The organism is Streptomyces sp. NPDC052301 (assembly GCF_044593395.1).
In the GTDB taxonomy this organism is placed as follows: Bacteria; Actinomycetota; Actinomycetes; order Streptomycetales; family Streptomycetaceae; genus Streptomyces.
Genome location: NZ_JBIUBE010000005.1, coordinates 496,262 through 517,910, shown reverse-complemented (window position 1 = coordinate 517,910; position 21,649 = coordinate 496,262). Strand labels below are relative to the sequence as shown.

The following is a 21,649-nucleotide window of genomic DNA, read 5'->3' as shown; positions in this document are numbered from 1 at the left end:
CTTGGACATCCCAGGGTTCTACGGTGTTCGGCATGATCGCAAGACACAAAACGCGGTGTTTACCGGTCAAACCCGTTCATTGTGGCGCGGGTGGGGCTCAGGGGGCCGGGGTGCGCCGGTGGTGGAGAGGCGGGTGCGGATGTTGCCGAAGTGGTCTCTTATGGCCTTCTCCGCCCGCAGGGAATCACCGGACCGGACCGCGTCCAGGATCTCCCGGTGCTGGCGGCAGGTGACCCGGGGGTCCTGCGGTACGTCCACCAGATCCCGCTGCACCCGGTGGAAGGCGTCCCAGAACGCCTCCAGCACCTCGCTCAGCAACACGTTGTCCAGTCCGCGGTAGAGGGTGGCGTGAAAGGCTCGGTCGGTCTCGGCGAGGCCGGCTCCTTCCGTGGCCTCCTGTTCCATGCGGTTCGCGAGGGCGTCCAGTTCGACGAGGTCCGCCTCCGGCAGCCGTCCGGCGAGCCGCGACACCAGCCCGGTCTCCACGGCCTCGCGCAGCTCCAGCAGCTGCAGCAGGGAGTCCTCGCCCCGGTAGTGCCCGGCGACGGTGCGGAAGGCCAGCCCTTCGATCATGGGTGCGAACGACATCGAGCCGACGTACGTCCCGAAACCGTGCCGGATCTCCACGATCCCCATCGCCTGCAGCGCCTTCAGGGCCTCCCGGACCGAGTTCCGGCTGGCCCCGAGGAGCTCCATCAGCTCGGGCTCGGTCGGCAGCGGGGCGCCCGAGGGCAGCCGCCGGTCGACGATCAGCTTCTTGATCCGTTCCTGGAGGTCCCGGGCTGCCATGGCGAGAGGGTATCCGGCAATCGGGGGGATGGCCCGGTTCCGGTCTCCGGTCCCGGCCCGCTGCGGCTCGGGGGTGTGGATGGCGGAGCCCCCGCCCGGCGCGGCGCAACCGCGCCGAAACAGAGATGGCGAGCCGGTCCGCGCTTTCTGCGGACGTGGCTCGCCATCGTCATCGTGCGCCGCCAGGGACTCGAACCCCGGACCCGCTGATTAAGAGTCAGCTGCTCTAACCAACTGAGCTAGCGGCGCCTGCTGACAAAGAGAACTCTACCTGACCTGGGAGGGTGCTTCTGACCACCTCCGGGTGAGCGGTAGGGCCGCCCGGCGGCGCCGATTACATCATTCGGACCGTCAGAGTGCGCGCCACGGGGACAGTTGGGAAACTGATCAACGTGCACACTCGTGGACAAATCTCCCCCGAATGTGAGGCAGATCGCATGACCGCTCCGATGTTCGAGGATTTCGATCCTGCGAGCGACTGCGACTGTCCAGGCTGCGTCGACCGGCGACGGACGAGTCCCCGCCCGCCGTCCGGGGGCCTGTGCGGCCACCCGGCGGCCCCGGTGGCCGTGATCATGGCCGCCGCCTCGGCGGCCCTGGGTGCGGTCACCCCGGCCGCCGCCGTCACCCCCAGCCTCGGTAACAGTCCCAGCCCCGGTAGCTCTCCCGCTCCCAGCAACGGTCCCACCAGCACCTCCGTCCCCCACGTGACTCCCCCGCCCTCGGACACCCCCGGGGACGGCCAGCTCGCCACCCCCCAGGGCGCCAGGTCCCGGCTGCACGGTGCCGGGGGTCCGCCGGCCGTCCCGGGCACGGTGCCGACCCCCGCCACCACCCGGGACCAGATCATCAGCCGGGCCAAGACCTGGGTGGCCGCGCAGGTGCCGTACAGCATGACCTCGTACTGGTCCGACGGGTACCGGCAGGACTGCTCGGGCTATGTCTCCATGGCCTGGGGTCTGCCCACCAACGAGTGGACGGGCAGCCTCGACCAGTTCGGCGTCAAGATCACCAAGGATGATCTGCAGTCCGGCGACATCCTGCTCTACCACAACCCCGACAACCCGGAGGCCGGCTCGCACGTGGTGATCTTCGGCGGCTGGACGGACTCCGACCACACCCACTACACGGTCTACGAGCAGACACCCCCGCACGCCCGCAGCCAGACCACCCCCTACCCCTACTGGAACAACACCGACAAGTACGTCCCCTACCGCTACAAGGGCCTGACCGAGACCACGGCGGGCACCAAGCAGCCCGCCGCCGACACCACGCAGCCCGCCGCCGACACCACGCAGCCCATGGCGGGCGCGGCCGGTGCGGAACCCGCCTCGCACGGGGTGCCCGGCTACCCGGGCCGGGGCCACTTCCTGCCGGGCGCGGAGAACGCGTATCTCGCCCAACTGCGCGGCCGGCTGCAGGAGAAAGGCTTCGGCAGCTTCTACGCCCTCGACCCCGGACCGCGCTGGAGCGAGGCGGACCGACGCGCGGTGGAGGCCTTCCAGCGCACCCAGGGCTGGCGCGGCGGCGCGGCGGACGGCTATCCGGGGCCGGAGACCTGGCGTCGGCTGTTCGTCCAGGGCCCTGCGGTGCGCTGACGTCTCCTGTCGGTCGCGCACGTCACGGCACTTCCCCTTCCCCTGTTCATGACGCATCTGGCGCGGAGGCTGGAGGCACGCATGAGTACGACGTCACACACGACACCCGAATCCGAGGGGCAGCCGGAGGGCGGTGCGGGCGTGGACGCCCGTACGGCCCGGCTGATCCAGAACGAGGCGACCACCGAGATCCCCGTCCACCTGCTGTTCCGGGACGATCCCGGCCCGGTGCAGGTGCCGCTCAGACCCGCGGTCGTGGCCCGTCGGAAGGGTACCGGCGAGCAGCCGCGCACCCGCCCCACCCCGGTGCGCAGGCGCCCCCTGCCCGAGGTCGACGCCGGGCTGGTCGAACGGCCCGCCCGGGTGCTGCCCGGGGCGGCCGGGGTGCTCGCCGGGGTGTGCGGCGTCGCCGGGTGCGTGGCGACCTCGTGGTGGGCGGGGGCGCTGCCGCGTCTCGCGGCGCACGCGCTGCACCTTCCGGCGTCCTCGGGGGCGGGTCTCGGTCCGGCGCAGTGGGCGGCGTACGCCGGGGCGGGGGCGGTCGCCGCGTTCGGCTTCGGCGGGCTGGCCCGGGGGCGGAGCGGGCGGGCCTGGGTGCTGGGACTGTTCGGCGGGTACCGGGGGACGGTCCGGCGGACCGGGCTGGTCTGGGTGAACCCGTTGCTGCCCCGCCGCCGGGTCGATGTGCGGCTGCGGCACTGGCGCAGCGAGTCGATGCCGGCCGCGGACCCGGACGGTATGGGGCTGCGGGTGGTCCTGCTGGTGGTGTGGCGGGTGCGGGACACCGCGCGGGCCGTGCTCGGCGTCGAGGACCACGAGGCCTATCTGCGCGAGTGCGTGGAGGCGGCACTGGCCCGGGTGCCGGTGGAGCCGGCAGGCGGCACCCGGGGCGGGGTGACGGCGGCCGGGGATGCGCTGACCCGGCTGGTGGCGGAGGAGGCCGCGCCGGTCGGGATGGAGGTGTTCTCGGTGCAGCCGCTGCGGGTGGAGTACGCCCCCGAGGTCGCCGCCGCGGTGCACCGGCGCCGGATCGCCGCGCTGGACGCCCGCCAGCGGGCCAGCATGCTCACCTCGGTGGTGGACTCGGTGGAGGACACGGTGACCCGGCTGACCATGAGAGGCCTGGTGGAACTGGACGACTACGAGCGCAAGGTGCTGGTGCGGGACCTGACGGTCGCCTTCTGCTCGGGGCGCGGGGAGCCGGTGTAGCGGGCGCACGAGGGACGTGCCGCTTGTATGGACACAGTCAAGAGGCGGCAATAATCTGGGACTTGGTCTAGACCTAGTGCACCACCCTTCCTGCACAGCTCACTGAACTCCCCACGTTCTCCAGGAGCGGCAGCATGCGCACCAAGACCACCTTGTCCGCAGCCGTGCTGGCCGTGGCGACCGCCGGAGCCTTCGCGCTCTCCACCGGCGGCGCCAGCGGGCACGGCTACACCGACCTCCCCATCAGCAGGCAGAAGCTCTGTGCCAACGGCACCGTGACGGGCTGCGGCGAGATCCAGTACGAGCCGCAGAGCGTCGAGGGCCCCAAGGGCTTCCCGGCCTCGGGGCCCGCCGACGGTCAGATCTGCAACGGTGGCCTGAGCCGGTTCGCCCAGCTCAGCTCGCCGACCACCCCGTCCGGCGGGGCCTGGCCCACCACGAAGGTGACGGGCGGCCGGTCGTACACCTTCCGCTGGCAGTTCACGGCCATGCACGCCACGACGGACTTCAAGTACTACGTCACCAGGCCGGGCTGGAACCAGAACCATCCCCTGTCCCGCTCGGACCTCGACCTCACCCCGTTCCTGACGGTGCCCTACAACGGCCAGCGGCCGCCGCAGACCCTCAGTCACAGCGGCACCCTGCCCAGCGGCCTGAGCGGGCATCACGTCATCGTCGCGGTGTGGACGATCGCCGACACGGGCAACGCGTTCTACGCCTGCTCCGACGTCACCTTCTGATCCCGGCTCGGGTAAGGTCCGCGTGCGCCGGTGCCGGAGATTCCGGTCCCGGCGCACGTGAGTCCGGTAACCGACGTACGGGGGTAGGCGCACGTGGACGCCTTCTTCAACATAACCATGCCCGGCCTGATCATCTTCTTCCTCTGGGCCGCGGTGGCGCTGGTGCGCCGGACGCGGCAGCGGCGCACCGCCTGGGAGAGCGGGGTGACCGCGCAGGCGCGGGTGGTGCGGGCCTGGGCCACCACCCAGGTGGTCAACAACGTGCCCCGCCGGGTGCAGTGGCACGAGTACGACTTCACCACCGGCGACGGCCGCGCCGTGCGCTTCAAGGAGAACGGCGGCCCGCGCGACCGCTCCGTGGGCGACCAGGTCCTCGTCCACTACGCCCCGCACGAGCCGGACCGGGCCACCGCCTCCGAACCGCAGCCCGGCAAGGACATGGCGGGCACCGTCATCGGGGTGCTGCTGCTCGCGAGCTGTGCCGTCTACACCGCGCACATGTGGATCGAACTGTCCCGGTTCTGATACTGAGCTTCTCTTGAGCCGGACCGCCCCTACCGACGGGTACGTTCCTCGCACGCCGACCGAGCGGGGACGGCGTACCGGACCTTGGGGGACGTCATGCTCGAGCTGCTCTTCTGCGCCGTACCCATCCTCATGATCGCCGGCTTCGGCTTCGCCGCGTATCTGCTGGTCCGCCGGGCCCGGCGCCTCGGCAGGACGTGGTCGCAGGGGCTGACGGCCGAGGGGCGCTGTCTGCGGATGTTCACGACGACCAGCGGGGGCGGCGGGGACACGTCCGTGCGTACGACCGTCCACCACGTCTACGAGTTCACCACCCACGACGGCCGCACGGTCCGCTTCGAGGAGGAGGACGGCCCGGCGACCGTGCTGGAGGGCGACTTCGTCACCGTGCGGTACCTTCCGGAGCAGCCCCAGCGGGCCACCGCGCGCCCGCCCGCCCACGGCAGGCTCGCCGCCGGAACGGGTTGCGGGCTGGCCTTCCTCGGGGTGGCCATCGCCTTCTGTGTCGGCTTCGTCGTCGTGGTGCACATGATGTTCACGGAGGCGGACGGCCTGCTGCCGTAGCCTCCCTTTCTGATGCTGTGTCAGTTACCGTGCGCCTCCATGGAGTCCACGACGCGCACGGTCGCCGAACTGGTCGCGGCGCGGTGGGGGGACCACCGGCCGGGCCTGTGGTGCGGGGAGCTGGTCCTGACGCAGCACGAGGTGGCCGCCGGCGCCGCCGCCCGGGCGGCCCTGCTGGCCGACCTGCTGCCGCCCGGCGCCGCACCGCACGTCGGGGTGCTCCTCGACAACACCGTGGAGTTCCCGCTCTGGCTGGCCGGAGCCGCCCTCGCCGGCGCCGCCGTCGCCGGCATCAACCCCACCCGGCGGGGCCCCGAACTGGCCCGGGACATCCTGCACACCGAGTGCCCGCTGCTGGTCACCGAGCGGGCCCACCTACCCCTGCTGGCTGACCTGAAGCTGCCGGGGGTGCGGATCCTCGTGACGGACGGGGACGAGAACGGCGACGGGTGCGGCGAGCGGGACGACGAGGGGTACGCCGCCCTCCTCGCCCGCTACGCCGACGCCGTGCCCGACCCGTCCCGGGCCACCCCCGCGGACCGGCTGCTGCTGTACTTCACCTCCGGCTCGACCGGCGCTCCCAAGGCCGCGATCTGCACGCAGGGGCGGCTGGCGGCGGCCGGGCAGGCGCTGGTCCGGCAGTTCGGGGTCCGTGCGGACGACGTGCACTACCTCTGCATGCCGATGTTCCACGGCAACGCGGTGATCGCCGACTGGGCGCCCGCGCTGGCGGCGGGGGCCGGAGTGGCACTGCGCCGGCGGTTCTCGGCGTCCGGGTTCCTGGACGACGTGCGCCGCTACCGGGCGACCTACTTCACCTACGTCGGCCGGGCGATCCAGTACGTCCTCGCCACCGAACCCCGCCCCGACGACCGGGACAACCCCCTGCGGCTCGGCTTCGGCACGGAGGCGGGCGCGGTGGACGCGGCGGCCTTCGAGCAGCGGTTCGGGGTGCGGCTGGTGGAGGGGTACGGGTCGTCGGAGGGCGGTGCGGCGATCCAGTGGGCGCCGGGTACGCCCGAGGGCGCGGTGGGGCCGGCCGCGCCGGGGCTGGTGGTGCTCGATCCGGCCACGGGGCGGGAGTGCCCGCCGGCCGTGTTCGACTCCGCCGGACGCCTCCTCAACGGAGAGCGGGCGATCGGCGAGCTGGTGAACCGGGCACCCAACCCCTTCGAGGGCTACTGGCGCAATCCGGCCGCGGAGGCCGAGCGGCGCCGTGGAGGGGCGTACTGGACCGGTGACCTCTTCTACCGGGACGGTCAGGGCTACCTGTACTTCGCCGGGCGGACCGATGACCGCATCCGCGTCGACGGGGAGAACCTGGCCGCCGCGGTGATCGAGAACATCGTCGCGCGGTACGGGGGTGCGGTGGCCGTCGCCGTGTACGGGGTGCCGGATCCGGTCACCGGGGACCAGGTGATGGCCACGATCGCCGGGACCTTCGACCCGGAGGGCTTCGCGGAGTTCCTGGCCGCCCAGCCCGACCTGGGCACGAAGATGGCGCCCCGGTTCGTACGGGTGGTCCGGCGGATGCCGGTGACGGCGACGAACAAGATCCACCGGGCGCAGCTGCGGCGGGAGGGGTACGCGTGCGCCGATCCGGTGTGGTGGGTGCCGCGCGGCGAGTCGTCGTATCGACGCCTCACCGCGGAGGACGCCGAAGGGCCCCTCGCTTCCGCGAAGGGCCCTTCATCTGTGCGCCGCCAGGGACTCGAACCCCGGACCCGCTGATTAAGAGTCAGCTGCTCTAACCAACTGAGCTAGCGGCGCATGACTCTCGCCGACCTCGGATTTTGGCCTCCGTGGCTGGCGACGAAGAAAATACTACCTGGTCCTGAGAGGTGCTCGTGACCACCTACAGGGTGAGGGACAGCAGCACCGGTGCCGCGTTGCGGTTCAGGGTCTCCGCGGCCTGCTTCAGCCGGTGCGCGTGCTCCACCGGAAGGGACAGGGCCAGGCACCCCACCGACGAGCCCGCCGTGATCGGGACGGCCGCGCAGACCGTGCCGACCGCGTACTCCTGGAGGTCCAGGACCGGCACCGTCGGCGGCTGGGACTCCAGGCGGGACAGCAGCAGCTTGTCGCTGGTGATGGTGCGCGAGGTGAGGCGGGCCATCTTGTGCCGGGAGAGGTGGTCGCGGCGGCCGTTGTGGTCCAGCTGGGTCAGCAGGCTCTTGCCGACCGCCGTCGCGTGGGCGGAGTAGCGGAAGTCGACCCACTCGTTGACCGCCGGGGTGGCCGGCCCGGCGGCGTACTGGGTGACCTTGACCTCGCCGTCGACGTAGCGGCTGATGTAGACCGCCGCGCCGACCGAGTCGCGCAGCCGGTCCAGGGTCTGCTGCAGCTTGTCGCGCAGGGCCCGCTCGCGGTCGTGCGCCGAGGTCAGGCGGCGCAGGGTGTCGCCGGTGACGTACGCCCCGTCGGTGATCTGCTCGACGTAGCCCTCACGGCGCAGCATGCGCAGCAGGGCGGTGAGCCGCTCGCGGCCGAGGCCGGTGTGCCGGGCCAGCTCGGTGTCGGTGACACCGGCGGAGTGGCGGGCCACGGTCTCAAGCACGCGCAGCGCGTCCTGGGCGGAGTGGTACGGGGCGGTCGGCTCGTGCATCAGCGCCACGGTGGTCCCCCTGGCTCGCCTGTCTGTGGCCGCGGTGTCCGGTCGGCGGATCGCTACCACGATAACGGGCAAACCCGGTTCGGGGAGAGGGGGTTGGCGAGATTGAACTGCTCGCCGTGCCCCTCTCAGCTGCGGCGCGTCCCTTTGGCATATGCCAGAGGTATGACCCAGCGGTCCGACCTCCACTGTTCACACCTGTCACCCTCCGGAGTCACAGCACTGCGCTGAGAAATTCCCGGGTGCGGTCCTGTTCCGGCGCGCCGAAGATCTGCTCCGGCGGGCCCGCCTCGATGACCCGGCCCGAGTCGAACATCAGGACCTGGTCGGAGATGTCCCGGGCGAAACCCATCTCGTGGGTCACGCACAGCATCGTGATGTCGGTGCTGCGGGCGATGTCCCTGAGCAGGTCGAGGACGCCCGCGACCAGCTCCGGGTCGAGGGCGGAGGTCACCTCGTCCAGCAGCAGCACCCGCGGCCGCATCGCCAGCGCCCGGGCGATCGCCACCCGCTGCTGCTGGCCGCCGGAGAGCCGGGTCGGCCTGGCGTCGCACTTGTCGGCCAGCCCCACCAGGTCCAGCAGCTCCCGGGCGCGCGCCTCGGCCTCGTCCTTGGACATCCCGAGGACCTGGACGGGCGCCTCGGTGATGTTCCGCAGCACGCTCATGTTCGGGAACAGGTTGAACTGCTGGAACACCATTCCGATCTTCTTGCGGACCTCCCGGATCTGCTTCTCCGGGGCGGGGAACAGCCGCTCCCCGTCGACGGTGATCGTGCCCTCGTCCGGTTGGGCGAGGGTCATCAGCAGTCTGAGGATCGTCGTCTTGCCCGAGCCGGACGGCCCGATCAGGGTGACGTGCTTGCCGGGCTCGACGGAGAAGTTCAGCCGGTCGAGCACGGTGTTCGAGCCGAAGCGCTTGGTGACGTTCTCCAGGCGGATCAGCTCGGTCGGCGGGGCGTCGGTGACGGACGACTTCGTACGGGTCTCAACGGACAAGGCGTCGCTCCAGGGCTCGCAGGAGAAGGGAGGCCAGGTAGGAGATGAGGATGAAGGCCACTCCGATCACGGTGATCGGCTCGGTGAACTGGAAGTGCTGCTGGGAGAAGAGCCGGGCCCGCTGGAGCATCTCCGGCACGGTGATCACCATCAGCACCGGTGTGTCCTTGAGCATGGAGATCACGTAGTTGCCGAGGGCGGGCACCACCCGGCGGATCGCCTGCGGCAGGATCACCGCGGTCCAGGTCCGCCGCCGCGGCAGGTTCAGCGCGGTCGCCGCCTCCCACTGGCCGGCCGGCACCGCCTCGATACCGGCCCGGTAGACCTGCATGGTGTACGTCGAGTAGTGCAGGCCGACCGCGAACACGCCGGTGGACAGCGCCGAGAACGTCAGCCCCCACTCGGGCAGCACGTAGAAGAGGAAGAACAGCTGCACCAGCAGCGGGGTGTTGCGGACGAACTCCGTGACCGTCCCGACCGGCCAGCGCACCCAGCGAAACGGCGTCCGCATCAGCAGCGCCCACACCAGCCCCAGGCTGAACGACACCAGCGAACCGAACGCCAGGGCCTGCAGGGTGACCAGCAGCCCGTGCCAGAAGGCCGGCATGAACGCGCTCACGGCGCTCCAGTCCCACTTCATCAGGCACCTCCGCCCATGCCCGCGCCGCCCGCGGCGCCCACGCCGGTCGTCTGCGCGCGCTTGAGCTCACGCGCCGCCGACTCCGTCCCCGGGTCCTTGCCGACCCCGGCCTTCAGCCGCTTCTCCAGCCCGCGCATCAGCCGCGTGAGGACGAAGGCGATCACGAAGTAGATCACCAGGATGTACGTGTAGATCTCCGCGCTCTGCTGCAGCGCCAGCCGCACCAGGTTCGCGCTGAACGTCAGATCGCCCATGCCCATGACCGACACCAGCGCCGTGCCCTTGAGCAGCTCGACCAGCAGGTTGCAGAAGGACGGGATCATCTCCGGCACCGCCTGCGGCAGCACGATCAGCCGCATCCGCTGCGCCGGGGTGAAGCTCAGCGCGACACCGCCCTCCCGCTGGGCCGGGTCGACCGCCTGCAGCGCGCCGCGCACGATCTCCGAGCCGTACGCGCCGTACGTCAGCCCGAGCGCCAGCGTGCCCGCCCACATGGGCACCAGCTGCCAGCCGAACGCGACCGGCAGCACGAAGAACACCCAGAAGATCATCACCAGCGCCGAGGTGCCGCGGAACACCTCGGTGTAGAAGCCGGCCACGAACCGCACGATCCACAGCCGGTGGGTGCGTGCGATGCCGACGACGAACGACACCGCCAGAGCGAGCAGCGCGCTGAACACCAGCAGCTGGACGGTGGTCCAGACGCCTTTCAGTACCAGTTCCCAAAGCCCCGAGGTCATCCGCCGCACAGCTCCTTCGCGGTGAGATCGGTCATCTCGGCCCTGGTGAAGCCGAACGGCCGGAGGATCCGGAACAGTTCGCCGCTCTTCTTCAGCTTGCGCAGCTCCACGTTGAAGGCGTCCCGCAGCCCCGTCTCGGTCGGGCGGAACGCGAACGCGCCGCCGTCGACGTGCGGTTCGCCCTTGACCAGCGGTGCGAAGGGCTTGGTGGCCTCCGCCTTGGCCGACTTCTTCACCACCTCGCGGGTGGTGAGCGCCGTACCCGCGAACACGTCGACGCGCCCGGCCTCGACCGCGTTCAGCCCCGCGACCTGGTCCGGGACGACGAGGATGTCGCCCTCCGGGTACCCGGCCTCGACCGCGTACTGGATCTCGGCGTACCCGGTGCCGGTGGCGAACTTCGCCTTCTTCTCCACGACGTCCCGGTAGGAGTGCAAACCCTTCGGGTTCCCCTTGCGGACGATGAACGAATCCAGCATCTGGTAGTCCGGGTCGGCGAAGATCACCTGCTCGCAGCGGTCCGGGTTGACGTACATCCCGGCCGCCACGACGTCGAACTGCTGGGAGTTCAGGCCCGGGATCAGCGAACCGAACTCGGTCGGCACCGGCTGGACCCGGTCCACCCCGAGCCGCTTGAAGATCACCTTCGCCAGCTCGGGCGCCTCCCCGGTGAGCCGGCCGTCCTGGTCGATGTAGCCGAAGGGGATCTCACCGGCGATGCCGAGCCGTACGACACCCTGGGCGCGGAGCCGGTCGAGCAGGTCGCCGCCCTTCCTGCCCGACGCCGCGGCCACCCGCGTGCAGCCCGCCACGCCCAGCGCACCGAGGGCGGCGACGCCCGCGAGCACCGAGCGCCGGGTGTGTCTGTGTTCCGCCCGTATCGTGTGTACATCGTTCCCAAGTGGTGGAGCCATGGCGGCGCAGCTACCCAAGTGCACCGGGCGTATGCACCCTGGATCTCATGGCCGATCGATTCGTCACCGTCTCGCTCGACAAGCGGGACGTGCACTGCACGGCACGACTCCTGGACGACCGCGCGCCGCTGACCTGCGCGGCAGTGTGGGAGGCGCTGCCCCTCGGGGGCGACGTCTACCACGCCAAATACGCGCGCAACGAGATCTACGCCCTCTTCCCGCCGTTCGCCTCCACGGAACCCCCACTGGAGAACCCGACCGTCACCCCGATTCCCGGCGACCTCTGTTACTTCTCCTTCGCCGGCACCGAACTGGGCACGCAGGCCTACGGCTACGACCGCGAGGTCCGCCCCGGCACCACCGTGGTCGACCTGGCCCTGTTCTACGAGCGCAACAACCTGCTGCTCAACGGGGACGTGGGCTGGGTCCCCGGCATCGTCTGGGGCCAGGTGACCGACGGCCTCGACCGGATGGCCGAGGCCTGCAACGACCTGTGGCGGAACGGGGCGGCGGGGGAGACCTTCAGCTTCCGGCGGGCGTGAGCACCCGTGCCACCCCGGCCTCGTACAACGCGTGCGCCGCCCGCAGCACCAGATCGTCCCGGTGCCGGGCGGCGACGAGCTGCATCCCCACCGGCAGCCCGTCGCCGTCCGTCCCGACCGGGACCGTGGCGGCCGGCTGCTGGGTGAGGTTGAAGGGGTACGTGAACGGCGTCCACCCCGTCCAGCGCCGGTGGGCCGACCCCCTGGGCACCTCCACGCCCGCCTCGAACGCCGTCACCGGCAGCGTGGGCGTCACCAGCAGGTCGTAACGCTCGTGGAAGCGCCCCATGCGCCGCCCCAGGTCCATGCGGACGTCCACCGCGGCCAGGTACTCCAGCGCACTCATCCGGGAGCCCTGCGCGCAGATCTCCCGCAGCCCGGGATCCAGCAGCTGCCGCCGGCGCGGCGAGAACCGCTCGGTGAGACGGGCCGCCCCGCTGAACCACAGCGTGTGGAACGCCTCCACCGGATCGCTGAAGTCCGGGTCGGTCTCCTCGACGAACGCCCCGAGGTCCGCGAGCCGCGCCACCGCCTGCCGTACCGCCGACGCCACCGCCGGCCGGACGGCCACCTGACCGCCCAGGGACGGCGAGTACGCCACCCGCAGCCCGTGCACACCGCCCCTCAGCGCCTCCGTGAAGGAGCCGGGGGCGGGCGGCAGCCCCGACCAGTCGCGCGGGTCGGCGCCGGAGACCACGTCCAGCAGCAGGGCCGCGTCCGCCGCGTCCCGGGTCATCGGGCCCGTGTGCGACAGCGTGCCGAACGCGCTCGCCGGATACAGCGGCACCCTGCCGTACGTCGGCTTCAGCCCGAAGATCCCGCAGAACGCGGCCGGGATACGGATGCTGCCCCCGCCGTCCGTGCCCAGCGACAGCGGGCCCGCGCCGACCGCCACGGCCACCGCGCTGCCCCCGCTGGAGCCGCCCGCGGTGCGCGAGGGGTCGTGCGGATTGCGGGTGACGCCGGTCAGCGGGGAGTCCGTGACGCCCTTCCAGCCGAACTCGGGCGTGGTGGTCTTGCCGAGGAACACCGCGCCGTGCTCGCGCAGCCGGGCCACCGAGGGCGCGTCCTCGTCCCAACGACCCTGCTCCGAGAGGGTCTTCGAGCCGCGCAAGGTGGGGTGTCCGCGCAGCAGCAGGAGGTCCTTCACCGTCACCGGCACCCCGTCGAGCAGCCCGGCCGGTTCGCCGCGCCGCCAGCGCTCCTCCGACTCCCGCGCCCGCGCCAGCGCGTCCTCCTCGGTCAGCCGCGCGAACGCGTTCACCTCCGGCTGGATCCGCCGTGCCCGCCGCAGGGCCTGTTCGGCCGCCTCCACGGGAGAGAACTCGCCCTTGCGGTAGCCGTCGAGGAGCCGGCCGGCGGTGAGGTCGGTGAGCTGCATGCACCCTCCCAGGGGGTCAGTGACCGGGCACGTAACCGCGCTTCTTGTCGACCACGTTCACCAGTGATCTGCCCGCCGCCCACCGCTGGTACAACTCCACGAACTGCGAGCCCAGTTCGTCCCGCCAGCCGACGGTGTCCCCGCTCATGTGCGGCGAGACGATCAGCCCCGGCAGGCCCCACAGCGGGCTGTCCTCGGGCAGCGGCTCGGTGGTGAACACGTCCAGGGCGGCGCCCGCTATCCAGCGCCGGGTCAGGGCCCGCGCGAGGGCGTCCTCGTCGACCAGCTGCCCCCGGCCGACGTTCACGAAGAACGCCGAGGGCTGCATCACGCCGAACCGGCGGGCGTCGAACATGCCGTACGTCTGCTCGGTCAGCGGCGCCGCCGCGATCACCCAGTCCGCCCGGGAGATCAGCCGGTCCAGGTCCTCCGGGCCGTGGATGCCGGTCCGTGGCACCCGCCCCACCAGTGCCGTCGTCACGCCCAGGGCCTTCAGGACGCGCACGATCGCCCGGCCGATGGGGCCCGAGCCGACCACGCACGCGCGCGTGCCCGCCACCCGCCGGGCCTCCCGGTGCCGCCAGCTCCGCTCCCGCTGGTGCTCCAGCGTGCGCGGCAGATCCTTGGCGACCGCCAGCACCAGGGCCGCCACGTACTCGGCGATCGGCTCCTCGAAGATTCCGCGCGCGTTGGTCACCACCGTGTCGGACGCGGCGAGTTCCGGGCACATCAGATGATCCACGCCCGCGCTCGCCGTGTGCACCCAGGCCGGCCGGGGACCGTCCCCCGGCCAGGCCTCGCGCACCGCGTGCGAGGCGAAGTCCCACACCAGCAGCACGTCCGCCGCGGGCAGCCGCTCGGCCAGGTGCGCGGCGTCCGTGTGCACGATCCGGGCACGGCCGGTGAGCCGGCCGAGCCGGGGCGGTGGGTCGGCGTCGAGGACGAGAAGGGTGGGGAGGGTCGTCATACGGGGCGGCTCCGGGCGTCTGACATGCACGGATTATGCGCGGATTGACCACGCTCGCACCCGAACCTACCTTCGTCAACACGGGCGTACTCGCGATCCGTTGCCCACTCGTCTCTCAGCGTGAGGCCGGTGCCATGGACGTCTCCTTTCTCGGCGGACCCCGCCCCCAGCGCGGTGTCGGCGTGGTGGCCCCCTTCGACTTCGCGCTCGACCGTGAGCTGTGGCGCTGGGTGCCCGACGAGGTGTCGCTGCACCTGACCCGGACCCCGTTCGTGCCGGTCGAGGTGAGCCTGGACCTGGCGCGGCTGGTGAGCGAGCACGAGACGCTCGGGGACGCCGTGCGCGCCCTGACCGCCGTCGCGCCCGAGGTCGTCGCCTACGCCTGCACCTCCGGCAGTTTCGTCGGCGGCCTCGCCGGGGAGCGGGCGATGTGCGCGGCGATGAGCCTGGCGGGCGCGCCGCCCCCGGTGACCACCTCCGGCGCGCTGCTGGAGGCGCTGGCCGAGCTGCGGGTACGGCGCGTCGCGCTGGTCACGCCGTACACCGTGTCGGTGACCCGGGCGCTGGAGGACTTCGTCGCCGAGGCCGGCGTGCAGGTGACGGGCTGCGCCTTCATGGGGCTGACCCGGCACATCTGGCAGGTGCCGTACCGGGAGGTCGTCGCCATGGCGCGGCAGGCGGTCCGCCCCGGCACCGCCGACGCGCTCTTCATCTCCTGCACCAACCTGCCGACGTACGACGTGATCCCCCAGCTGGAGGCCGAGCTGCGCATCCCCGTGATGTCAGCCAACCAGGTCACGATGTGGGCGGCCCTGCGGCGGATGGGTACCCGGGCCGTGGGGCCCTATCAGGCGCTGCTGGACGAGGCCGCGCGTGCCTGGCCCCCCGTACTGCCGGAAGAGACGCAGGAAGGCTGGACATGACCGCACTCGGACTCCTCTACCCGGGCCACTCCGCCGAGGACGACTATCCACGCATCGAGCAGCTCCTGGGCAGCGACATCCGGGTGGACCTGGTGCACACCGACATCGGCGAGGACGCGCACCGCGTGGACGCGCTGCGCGAGATGGGCTCCGCCGAGCGGCTCGGCGCGGGCATGGAGGGGCTGCGGCTGGCCGGGGTCGAGACGGTGGTGTGGGCGTGCACCAGCGGCAGCTTCGTGCACGGCTGGGAGGGCGCCCAGGACCAGGTGCGCACGCTCGCCCGGCTGGCCGGGATGCCGGCCTCCTCCACGTCCTTCGCCTTCGTGCACGCGGCCCGGGAGCTCGGGGTGCGCCGGGTCGCCGTCGGGGCGACGTACCCGCAGGACGTGGCGGAACTGTTCGCCGACTTCCTGCGGGCCGGCGGTCTGGAGGTGGTGGGGATGCGCTCCGAGGGGATCGTCACGGCCGCGGAGGTCGGGACCTGGGGCGAGGAGGACGTGCTGACCCTCGCCCGGGCCGCCGACGTGCCGGACGCGCAGGCGGTGCTGCTGCCGGACACCGCGCTGCACACCGCCGCGCACCTCGCCCTGCTGGAGAAGGCCCTGTCCAAGCCGGTCCTCACCGCCAACCAGGTGACCGTCTGGGAGGGACTGAGGCTGGCGGACCGGCGGGTGAATGCGCCGATGCTCGGGACGCTCTTCACGCGGGAGCCGATCGTCCAGGCCTGATCCTCGGCGCGGGGAATAAACGGAGAGTGCCTCCTGTTACGTCTGGGCTCGACAGCCCATGCCACGAACAGGAGGCCACACCGTGTCGGCAGACGAGATCCGGGGCACGACGCACGGGACCGCCCCCGTCCCCCTCTCCGTACTGGACCTGGCGACCGTCGGTGCGGGAAGCACCGCCGGCGACGCCCTGCGCACCAGCGTCGCGCTGTCCCGGCTCACGGAGGCCCGCGGCTTCCACCGGTACTGGGTCGCCGAGCACCACTCCATGCCCGGCGTGGCGTCCTCCTCGCCCGCCGTGATCCTCGCCCACCTCGCCGCCCACACCGACCGCATCCGGCTCGGCTCGGGCGGCGTCATGCTGCCCAACCACGCCCCGCTGGTGATCGCCGAGCAGTTCGGCACGCTGGAGGCGATGGCGCCGGGACGGATCGACCTGGGCCTCGGCCGGGCGCCGGGCACGGACGGGGCCACGGCCGCCGCGCTGCGCCGCAGCGAGACCCTGAACGAGGGCGCCGACGACTTCCCGCAGCAGCTCGCCGAGCTCACCCGCTTCCTGGACGACGACTTCCCCGACGGGCACCCGTTCCGGCGGATCCACGCGATCCCGGGCCCGGTACAGGGCACCACCCCCGGCGGGGTCCAGTCCGCGCACCGGCCGCCGATCTGGCTGCTCGGCTCCTCCGGCTTCAGCGCCCGCCTGGCCGGCCTCCTCGGCCTGCCCTTCGCCTTCGCGCACCACTTCTCCGCGCAGAACACCGTCCCGGCCCTCGACCTGTACCGGCAGACCTTCCGCCCCTCGGAGGTCCTCACCGAGCCGTACGCCCTCATCGGCGTCTCCGCGCTCGCCACGGACGACGAGCGCGAGGCCGGCCGGCAGACGCGGGCCATGGCGGTGAACATGCTCCGGCTGCGCACCGGCCGCCCCGGGCTCTTCCCCGACCCGGCGGACGTCGAGAAGCAGGAACTGGGCCCCATGGAGGAGGAGTTCATCGCCTCCTGGACCGCCAACGTCGTCAACGGCACCCCTGACGAGGTCCGTTGCGGCCTCGATGATCTGCAGAAGCGCACCGGCGCCGACGAGCTCATGATCACCAGCCACGCCCACCGCGGCGAACTTCGCCTGCGGTCCTACGAGTTGATCGCGGACGTCTACGGGTTGCCGACCGCGTAGGACTGGGCGCCGAGCAGCTCGGAGATACGATCCGGCGACACCGGGCGGGAGTACAGCCAGCCCTGTCCGGTGTCGCAGCCGATCCGGCGCAGCCTGGTGGCCTGGGCCGAGGTCTCCACGCACTCGGCCGTGACGGTCAGCCCGAGCCGGTGGGCCAGCTGGATCATGGCCTCCACGATCACCTCGTCGGCGGGATTGGGCGCGAGCCCCTTGGCCGCCTCCTCGTACTGGAAGCCGCGGACGAAGGAGCCGTCGAGCTTCAGGACCGAGACGGGCAGCCGGCTGAGGTAGGCGAGGTTGGAGTAACCGGTGCCGAAGTCGTCGATGGCGATGCGCACCCCCATGTCGCTGAGGGCCTGCAGCGCCTGGAGCGGGCGGCCCCCGGAACCCATCACCGCCGACTCGGTCAGCTCCAACTGCAGCAGGTGCGGGGCCAGTCCGGTCTCGGCGAGGATCTCCGCCACGTCCGCGACCAGGTCGGAGTCCCACACCTGGCGCACGGCCACGTTCACGCTGACGAAGATGGGCGGTTCGCCGGGGTGGTCCAGCTGCCAGCGGCGGGCCTGCCGGCAGGCGGTGTCCAGCGCCCAGCGGCCCAGCTGCACGATCGAGCCGTCCTCCTCGGCCAATCCGATGAACCGATTCGGCGTCAGTGTGCCGAACTGAGGATGATTCCAGCGGATCAACGCCTCGACCCCGCTGAGCCGTCCGTCCTCCATGCCGACCAACGGCTGGTACTCCAGCGTGAACTCGCCGCGCTCGATGGCGGGACGCAGGGTGGAGGACAGTGCCTGACGGGTCATCCGGTGGGCGTTGCGCTCGGGGTCGAACAGGGTCCAGCGGCCCTTGCCGTCGGCCTTCGCCCAGTACAGGGTCGTGTCGGCGGCCTGCATCAGGCCGGTGGCGGTCGTCCCGGCCGCGTGCCGCTCCACGACGCCGATGGAGGCCGTCAGGGACAGCCGCTGCCCCGCCAGGTCGAAGGGCTCCTGCAGCGCGTTCAGCGCGGACTCCGCGAGCTCGGCGAGCTGTTCGGTGCCGGTGGAGTCCTCGACCAGCAGGGCGAACTCGTCCCCGCCGAGCCGGGCCACCAGGGGGGTGGCGGCGCGCGCGTACCCGGCCTCGTCGGCGACCCGGGTCAGGCGCTCGGCGACGGCCGCGAGGAGGCGGTCGCCGACGCGGTGGCCCAGGGTGTCGTTGACGGCCTTGAACCCGTCGAGGTCCAGATAGCACAGGCCGACCCGGCCGGTACCGGTCTGCTCGTAGGACTCCGCCTCCAGCGCGGCGGTCAGCCGCTCGAAGAACAGCGTGCGGTTGGGCAGCCGGGTCACCGGGTCGTGCATCTGCAAGTGCCGCAGCCGCGCCTGGAGTTCGCGGCGGGTGGTGATGTCGGTGACCGACAGCAGTACGCCGGGTCCGTCCCCGGCCAGCGGGGCCACGGTGACCTGGACCCACACCGCGGGGCCGTCGGGATGCTTCAGCCGGCGCGTGCAGCGCAGCCGCGCCTGCCGGCCGCGCAGCACCTCGCGATAGGCGTGCCAGGTACGGGCGTCCGAGGCCAGGTCGACCAGGTCGGAGGCGGCCCGCCCGGCCAGTGCTCCCGGATCGGCGCCGACCAGCTCGCCGAAGGCGGCGTTGGCGCTGACGACGAGCCCTTCGCGGTCCACGACGGCCATGGAGAGCGGGGCCGCCGCGAAGACACGGTGGTAGGTGTTGTGGTCACTGTCTGTTACGGCCGACCGGTCGAGGTCTGCCACGGGCGTCGGCCCTTCGGACGTTCCGCTCACCGCTCGCTCCCGCAGTGCACTCGATCGCTGTCCGTGCCGGAAAGTGTGCCGATCATAGAGGCTGGCCCCGGGCCCTTCCAGCCGGTCTCCAGTCTCCCGGATACGGCAGGGGTTCTGACAGATCGTTTCTGCCCGCAGTTGGACGGGTTCTTCAGGCCCCCGACCAGTTGTGACGTTCCGTGAGTGTTTCGGGGTGTCGAGCGCCGGGGCGCACTGGTGCGTGCGCGTGGCGCGCTCACCCTTCTGGTGCAGGCAAACAGGGCGTAGGATGTCAAATCACAGCAATCTGGGTGCTGGATTCCGTGAATCGCACTCGGAGGTCATGTCCGTGCCCAAGCTGCGCAGCACCGCCGCCGTGGTCACCACGCTGTCGGCGCTCGCCGCGACCTCGATCCTCACCGGCCCGTCGGCCGCCGAGCCCTTCTCGACGGCCCCGTGCGCACTGCACCGTACCGAGGCCCACCACTCGGAGGGCGTGGACGGCTGGAACCCGGACTACACCCGCCCGAACGGCACGCGCGACGCGGTGATGATCTTCCTCTCCTTCCCGGACGCCACCCCCCGCACCACCCCCGCCGAGCTGGCCGCCGACCACTTCCCGGCCACCACCCGCTTCTTCACCCAGTCCTCCCATCGCGCCTTCACCCTGCGTCCGCACCCGCTGACGCACTGGCTGCGGATGCCGCGCCCGTCGACGGCGTACGCCATACGGCGGGACTGGAGGCCCGAGGACCGGGCCGCCTATGTGCGCGACGCGTTCGCCGCGGCCGACGCCGAGGTCGACTTCTCGCGCTACCAGGTCGTCTACTTCGTCGCCGACCCGGACGCACCCGGCGTCGACTCGGACGCCACGAAGGTCGTCAACCTCGACCCCCCGCAGCGGGCGGACGGCACGGACGTGCGCCGGGTGGTCACGGTCTTCGAGAAGCATCCGCCCGACCGGCTGGTTCTCGCCCATGAGACCGGCCATGTCTTCGACCTGCCCGACCTCTACCACCGCCCGGCCGACGGCAAGGGAGACTGGGACACCTACGTCGGCGACTGGGACCTGATGGGCAGCCAGTTCGGCCTCGCCCCGGACCTGTTCGCCTGGCACAAGTGGCGGCTCGGCTGGCTGGCCCCGCGCCAGGTGGTGTGCGTGCGCGGCACCGGACCCACCCGGCTCACCCTGGAGCCGCTCGAGGTCGGCCCGGCCATCCCGACGCAGAGCACGGGCGGCGGGCCCGGCTTCGGTCTCGGGGACGGCGTGAAGCTGGCCGTCGTGCGCACCGGCCCGGACAGCGCCCTCGCCTTCGAGGTGCGCAGCAGGGCCGGCAACGACCGTACGGCCTGCCGCGAGGGGGTGCTGGTCTACCGGGTCAACAGTGGCGCGGAGTCCGGCGGCGGCCCGGTCGAGGTCGTGGACGCCCACCCGCGCACCGAGGCCTGCTGGGAGAACTCGGTCTACCCACCCCTCGCCGACGCCCCGGTCTCCGTCGGGGAGACCTTCACCGTGCCCGGGGCGGACGTGCAGGTGGAGGTGGAGGGGCGGACGTTCTCGGGGGCGTGGACGGTGAAGATCACGCAGGGGACGGCGGGCTGAGCCCGCTCCGGGGGCGGGTACACGAAAACGGCGGGCCGGATTCTTTCGAACCGGACCCGCCGTTTCCTTCGCGTGCGCCGCCAGGGACTCGAACCCCGGACCCGCTGATTAAGAGTCAGCTGCTCTAACCAACTGAGCTAGCGGCGCCTGCTGACGTCGTAGACCTTAGCATCCTGATCGGCGGGAGGAAAAATCGATATCCGCACCGCCGTGCGGGCCGCCCGTACGGCCGCCCACAGCACCACCTCCGGGCCCGGAAGCCAGGGGTGCCGGGTGTCGGGGGCGACCAGCCAGCGGGAGCTGCCGGGGGTGTCGTCGCTGGTCAGGGCCGGGACGGTCACCGCGTCGCCGGGACCGTGGCACAGCAGCGGGGGTACGGCGTCCGTACGGTGCGACCCCCACTCCTCCCAGCTCAGCAGCGAGGGCAGCCGCTGGGCCGTGCCGGGGGCGGTGAACAGCAGGACCCGGCCCCGGAACACCGCGACCGGGCCCGATCCAGGCCCCTCGTCCCACAGCCGGTCCAGCATCCGGCGCCCGAAGATCGCGGGGGCGCTCACCACGTCGAACACGGTGCCGCAGGGCAGGATGACCGGGGCGTCCGGGCGCTCCTCCCAGAGGGCCAGTGTGCTGCGGGGATACGTTCCTGCCGAGGCGAGCCAGGTGACGCCGTCGGGGGTGGCACGGGTGACGTTCGGTGCGCTGCTCATGTCGTCCAGGTGTACCGGCCGTGAGCACGCGATTCCCGTGGGTTGCGGAAAATCGGGACAGGAGGGTGCGGGGAGGAGTATCTTGCCCACCTGGCATATGCCAGTGGGGGGCGCCAGGGGCTAGACGGGGTCGGCGGAGGTCCGTCCCTCGCTGTTGCCGCGCATCAGGTCCCGCCCGAACTCGACCATCTTCTTCGCGTAGTCCTCGGTCCACTCCGCCCGATCGGCGATGTCCGCCGGGGTCAGCCGGTCGAACCGGCGCGGGTCGGCGAGCTGGGCCGCCGCGACGGCCTGGAACTCCACGGCCCGGTCGGCGGCGGCGCGGAACGCCTGGGCCAGCTCGGTCGCCCGGGACAGCAGCGCCCGCGGATCCTCGATCCTCTCCAGGTCGAAGAAGTGCTCGGGATCGCCGGCCGCCTCCGCGGGCTCGAACAGCAGGGGCGCGGGGCGTAGCCGCGGTTCGTTACGACGCGGCGTGGGCTCCGCCATGTCCTGTCTCCTCCTCGTACGGTTCGCTGGGCCCCGCCTTCTGGGTGG

The 21,649-nt window shown here is 71.9% G+C and carries 22 protein-coding genes and 3 tRNA genes; 11 read left to right on the top strand and 14 right to left on the bottom strand.

Annotated features, from left to right (window positions below; translation table 11 throughout):
• Positions 1-66 precede the first annotated feature (66 nt).
• Positions 67-789: a FadR/GntR family transcriptional regulator gene (locus tag ACIHEJ_RS16815; RefSeq protein WP_400135687.1), complete on the bottom strand. Its 723-nt coding sequence runs from the start codon at positions 787-789 to the stop codon at positions 67-69.
• Between the two features lie 175 nt (positions 790-964).
• Positions 965-1,038: transfer RNA gene (locus ACIHEJ_RS16810), tRNA-Lys, on the bottom strand.
• A gap of 458 nt (positions 1,039-1,496) precedes the next feature.
• Here ACIHEJ_RS16810 and ACIHEJ_RS16805 point away from each other — a divergent pair.
• From ACIHEJ_RS16805 to ACIHEJ_RS16780, 6 genes are all read left to right on the top strand, one after another.
• Positions 1,497-2,387, top strand: coding sequence for a peptidoglycan-binding protein (locus ACIHEJ_RS16805; protein WP_400135684.1), 891 nt, complete (start codon positions 1,497-1,499; stop codon positions 2,385-2,387).
• A gap of 81 nt (positions 2,388-2,468) precedes the next feature.
• Positions 2,469-3,596 (top strand): SPFH domain-containing protein, encoded by a 1,128-nt coding sequence (locus ACIHEJ_RS16800; protein ID WP_400135681.1) that lies wholly within the window; start codon positions 2,469-2,471, stop codon positions 3,594-3,596.
• A 134-nt stretch (positions 3,597-3,730) separates the two neighbouring features.
• Positions 3,731-4,336, top strand: a complete 606-nt coding sequence (locus tag ACIHEJ_RS16795) for a lytic polysaccharide monooxygenase (protein WP_400135679.1) — start codon at positions 3,731-3,733, stop codon at positions 4,334-4,336.
• A gap of 93 nt (positions 4,337-4,429) precedes the next feature.
• Entirely contained in the window at positions 4,430-4,861 is a 432-nt protein-coding gene (locus ACIHEJ_RS16790) for a DUF3592 domain-containing protein (protein WP_400135676.1), read from the top strand.
• 96 nt (positions 4,862-4,957) lie between these two features.
• Complete coding sequence (locus tag ACIHEJ_RS16785; protein WP_400135674.1) at positions 4,958-5,425, top strand: DUF3592 domain-containing protein; 468 nt, start codon at positions 4,958-4,960, stop codon at positions 5,423-5,425.
• Between the two features lie 39 nt (positions 5,426-5,464).
• Positions 5,465-7,156 carry an AMP-binding protein gene (locus ACIHEJ_RS16780; RefSeq protein ID WP_400135672.1) on the top strand — a complete coding sequence of 564 codons (1,692 nt, stop codon included), beginning with the start codon at positions 5,465-5,467 and terminating at the stop codon, positions 7,154-7,156.
• On the opposite strand, the gene ACIHEJ_RS16775 is transcribed toward ACIHEJ_RS16780, so the two are convergent.
• The 6 genes from ACIHEJ_RS16775 to ehuB all read right to left on the bottom strand — a co-directional run bounded on the left by ACIHEJ_RS16775 (position 7,122) and on the right by ehuB (position 11,327).
• Positions 7,122-7,195, bottom strand: a tRNA-Lys gene (locus tag ACIHEJ_RS16775). The genes ACIHEJ_RS16780 and ACIHEJ_RS16775 overlap by 35 nt on opposite strands.
• Positions 7,196-7,280: 85 nt before the next feature.
• A complete protein-coding gene (locus ACIHEJ_RS16770) occupies positions 7,281-8,039 on the bottom strand; it encodes an IclR family transcriptional regulator (protein ID WP_400135670.1) in 759 nt (252 codons plus the stop codon).
• A gap of 211 nt (positions 8,040-8,250) precedes the next feature.
• Positions 8,251-9,033, bottom strand: coding sequence for an ectoine/hydroxyectoine ABC transporter ATP-binding protein EhuA (ehuA, locus tag ACIHEJ_RS16765; protein WP_400135668.1), 783 nt, complete (start codon positions 9,031-9,033; stop codon positions 8,251-8,253).
• The gene (gene ehuD, locus ACIHEJ_RS16760; RefSeq protein WP_400135665.1) at positions 9,023-9,673 is read right to left on the bottom strand and encodes an ectoine/hydroxyectoine ABC transporter permease subunit EhuD; all 651 of its coding nucleotides are present in this window, start codon (positions 9,671-9,673) and stop codon (positions 9,023-9,025) included. Before ehuD ends, ehuA begins: the two co-directional genes overlap by 11 nt.
• Positions 9,673-10,413: an ectoine/hydroxyectoine ABC transporter permease subunit EhuC gene (gene ehuC, locus ACIHEJ_RS16755; RefSeq protein ID WP_400135663.1), complete on the bottom strand. Its 741-nt coding sequence runs from the start codon at positions 10,411-10,413 to the stop codon at positions 9,673-9,675. The genes ehuD and ehuC overlap by 1 nt, the downstream gene beginning before the upstream one ends.
• The gene (gene ehuB / locus ACIHEJ_RS16750) at positions 10,410-11,327 is read right to left on the bottom strand and encodes an ectoine/hydroxyectoine ABC transporter substrate-binding protein EhuB (protein ID WP_400135661.1); all 918 of its coding nucleotides are present in this window, start codon (positions 11,325-11,327) and stop codon (positions 10,410-10,412) included. Before ehuB ends, ehuC begins: the two co-directional genes overlap by 4 nt.
• A gap of 47 nt (positions 11,328-11,374) precedes the next feature.
• Here ehuB and ACIHEJ_RS16745 point away from each other — a divergent pair, with 47 nt between their 5' ends.
• Complete coding sequence (locus tag ACIHEJ_RS16745) at positions 11,375-11,869, top strand: DUF3830 family protein (protein WP_400135659.1); 495 nt, start codon at positions 11,375-11,377, stop codon at positions 11,867-11,869.
• Here ACIHEJ_RS16745 and ACIHEJ_RS16740 read toward each other — a convergent pair.
• Both ACIHEJ_RS16740 and ACIHEJ_RS16735 read right to left on the bottom strand, forming a co-directional pair.
• Positions 11,850-13,250 carry an amidase gene (locus ACIHEJ_RS16740; protein ID WP_400135657.1) on the bottom strand — a complete coding sequence of 467 codons (1,401 nt, stop codon included), beginning with the start codon at positions 13,248-13,250 and terminating at the stop codon, positions 11,850-11,852. The genes ACIHEJ_RS16745 and ACIHEJ_RS16740 overlap by 20 nt on opposite strands.
• A 16-nt stretch (positions 13,251-13,266) precedes the next feature.
• Positions 13,267-14,217: a D-2-hydroxyacid dehydrogenase gene (locus ACIHEJ_RS16735; RefSeq protein WP_400135655.1), complete on the bottom strand. Its 951-nt coding sequence runs from the start codon at positions 14,215-14,217 to the stop codon at positions 13,267-13,269.
• Positions 14,218-14,351: 134 nt separating this feature from the next.
• On the opposite strand from ACIHEJ_RS16735, the gene ACIHEJ_RS16730 reads away from it, so the two are divergent.
• Genes ACIHEJ_RS16730 through ACIHEJ_RS16720 form a run of 3 tightly spaced genes read left to right on the top strand, consistent with a single transcriptional unit; the run spans position 14,352 to position 17,039 of the window.
• Positions 14,352-15,140: a decarboxylase gene (locus tag ACIHEJ_RS16730; RefSeq protein WP_400135653.1), complete on the top strand. Its 789-nt coding sequence runs from the start codon at positions 14,352-14,354 to the stop codon at positions 15,138-15,140.
• Positions 15,137-15,868 carry a decarboxylase gene (locus tag ACIHEJ_RS16725; protein WP_400135651.1) on the top strand — a complete coding sequence of 244 codons (732 nt, stop codon included), beginning with the start codon at positions 15,137-15,139 and terminating at the stop codon, positions 15,866-15,868. The genes ACIHEJ_RS16730 and ACIHEJ_RS16725 overlap by 4 nt, the downstream gene beginning before the upstream one ends.
• Before the next feature lie 58 nt (positions 15,869-15,926).
• Positions 15,927-17,039: an LLM class flavin-dependent oxidoreductase gene (locus tag ACIHEJ_RS16720; RefSeq protein WP_400135649.1), complete on the top strand. Its 1,113-nt coding sequence runs from the start codon at positions 15,927-15,929 to the stop codon at positions 17,037-17,039.
• On the opposite strand, the gene ACIHEJ_RS16715 is transcribed toward ACIHEJ_RS16720, so the two are convergent.
• Positions 17,018-18,823 carry a putative bifunctional diguanylate cyclase/phosphodiesterase gene (locus ACIHEJ_RS16715; protein WP_400135647.1) on the bottom strand — a complete coding sequence of 602 codons (1,806 nt, stop codon included), beginning with the start codon at positions 18,821-18,823 and terminating at the stop codon, positions 17,018-17,020. The two genes, ACIHEJ_RS16720 and ACIHEJ_RS16715, sit on opposite strands and share 22 nt — an antisense overlap.
• A 322-nt stretch (positions 18,824-19,145) precedes the next feature.
• Here ACIHEJ_RS16715 and ACIHEJ_RS16710 point away from each other — a divergent pair, with 322 nt between their 5' ends.
• Complete coding sequence (locus ACIHEJ_RS16710) at positions 19,146-20,405, top strand: M6 family metalloprotease domain-containing protein (RefSeq protein WP_400135646.1); 1,260 nt, start codon at positions 19,146-19,148, stop codon at positions 20,403-20,405.
• A 73-nt stretch (positions 20,406-20,478) separates the two neighbouring features.
• On the opposite strand, the gene ACIHEJ_RS16705 is transcribed toward ACIHEJ_RS16710, so the two are convergent.
• The 3 genes from ACIHEJ_RS16705 to ACIHEJ_RS16695 all read right to left on the bottom strand — a co-directional run bounded on the left by ACIHEJ_RS16705 (position 20,479) and on the right by ACIHEJ_RS16695 (position 21,601).
• Positions 20,479-20,552: transfer RNA gene (locus ACIHEJ_RS16705), tRNA-Lys, on the bottom strand.
• A complete protein-coding gene (locus ACIHEJ_RS16700) occupies positions 20,543-21,112 on the bottom strand; it encodes a bifunctional DNA primase/polymerase (RefSeq protein WP_400135644.1) in 570 nt (189 codons plus the stop codon). Before ACIHEJ_RS16700 ends, ACIHEJ_RS16705 begins: the two co-directional genes overlap by 10 nt.
• Positions 21,113-21,232: 120 nt before the next feature.
• Positions 21,233-21,601 (bottom strand): hypothetical protein, encoded by a 369-nt coding sequence (locus ACIHEJ_RS16695; protein WP_400135642.1) that lies wholly within the window; start codon positions 21,599-21,601, stop codon positions 21,233-21,235.
• Between the last annotated feature and the right edge of the window lie 48 nt (positions 21,602-21,649).

Bases quoted from the DNA above. Each gene is read 5' to 3' on its own strand.
- ACIHEJ_RS16815 (WP_400135687.1), bottom strand. From the start codon at position 789: ATGGCAGCCCGGGACCTCCAGGAACGGATCAAGAAGCTGATCGTCGAC.
- ehuD (WP_400135665.1), bottom strand. From the start codon at position 9,673: ATGAAGTGGGACTGGAGCGCCGTGAGCGCGTTCATGCCGGCCTTCTGG.
- ACIHEJ_RS16780 (WP_400135672.1), top strand. From the start codon at position 5,465: ATGGAGTCCACGACGCGCACGGTCGCCGAACTGGTCGCGGCGCGGTGG.
- ACIHEJ_RS16745 (WP_400135659.1), top strand. From the start codon at position 11,375: ATGGCCGATCGATTCGTCACCGTCTCGCTCGACAAGCGGGACGTGCAC.
- ACIHEJ_RS16800 (WP_400135681.1), top strand. From the start codon at position 2,469: ATGAGTACGACGTCACACACGACACCCGAATCCGAGGGGCAGCCGGAG.
- ACIHEJ_RS16785 (WP_400135674.1), top strand. From the start codon at position 4,958: ATGCTCGAGCTGCTCTTCTGCGCCGTACCCATCCTCATGATCGCCGGC.
- ACIHEJ_RS16720 (WP_400135649.1), top strand. From the start codon at position 15,927: ATGCCACGAACAGGAGGCCACACCGTGTCGGCAGACGAGATCCGGGGC.
- ACIHEJ_RS16710 (WP_400135646.1), top strand. From the start codon at position 19,146: ATGTCCGTGCCCAAGCTGCGCAGCACCGCCGCCGTGGTCACCACGCTG.
- ACIHEJ_RS16700 (WP_400135644.1), bottom strand. From the start codon at position 21,112: ATGAGCAGCGCACCGAACGTCACCCGTGCCACCCCCGACGGCGTCACC.
- ACIHEJ_RS16735 (WP_400135655.1), bottom strand. From the start codon at position 14,217: ATGACGACCCTCCCCACCCTTCTCGTCCTCGACGCCGACCCACCGCCC.
- ACIHEJ_RS16695 (WP_400135642.1), bottom strand. From the start codon at position 21,601: ATGGCGGAGCCCACGCCGCGTCGTAACGAACCGCGGCTACGCCCCGCG.
- ACIHEJ_RS16725 (WP_400135651.1), top strand. From the start codon at position 15,137: ATGACCGCACTCGGACTCCTCTACCCGGGCCACTCCGCCGAGGACGAC.
- ehuB (WP_400135661.1), bottom strand. From the start codon at position 11,327: ATGGCTCCACCACTTGGGAACGATGTACACACGATACGGGCGGAACAC.
- ACIHEJ_RS16740 (WP_400135657.1), bottom strand. From the start codon at position 13,250: ATGCAGCTCACCGACCTCACCGCCGGCCGGCTCCTCGACGGCTACCGC.
- ACIHEJ_RS16795 (WP_400135679.1), top strand. From the start codon at position 3,731: ATGCGCACCAAGACCACCTTGTCCGCAGCCGTGCTGGCCGTGGCGACC.
- ehuC (WP_400135663.1), bottom strand. From the start codon at position 10,413: ATGACCTCGGGGCTTTGGGAACTGGTACTGAAAGGCGTCTGGACCACC.
- ACIHEJ_RS16730 (WP_400135653.1), top strand. From the start codon at position 14,352: ATGGACGTCTCCTTTCTCGGCGGACCCCGCCCCCAGCGCGGTGTCGGC.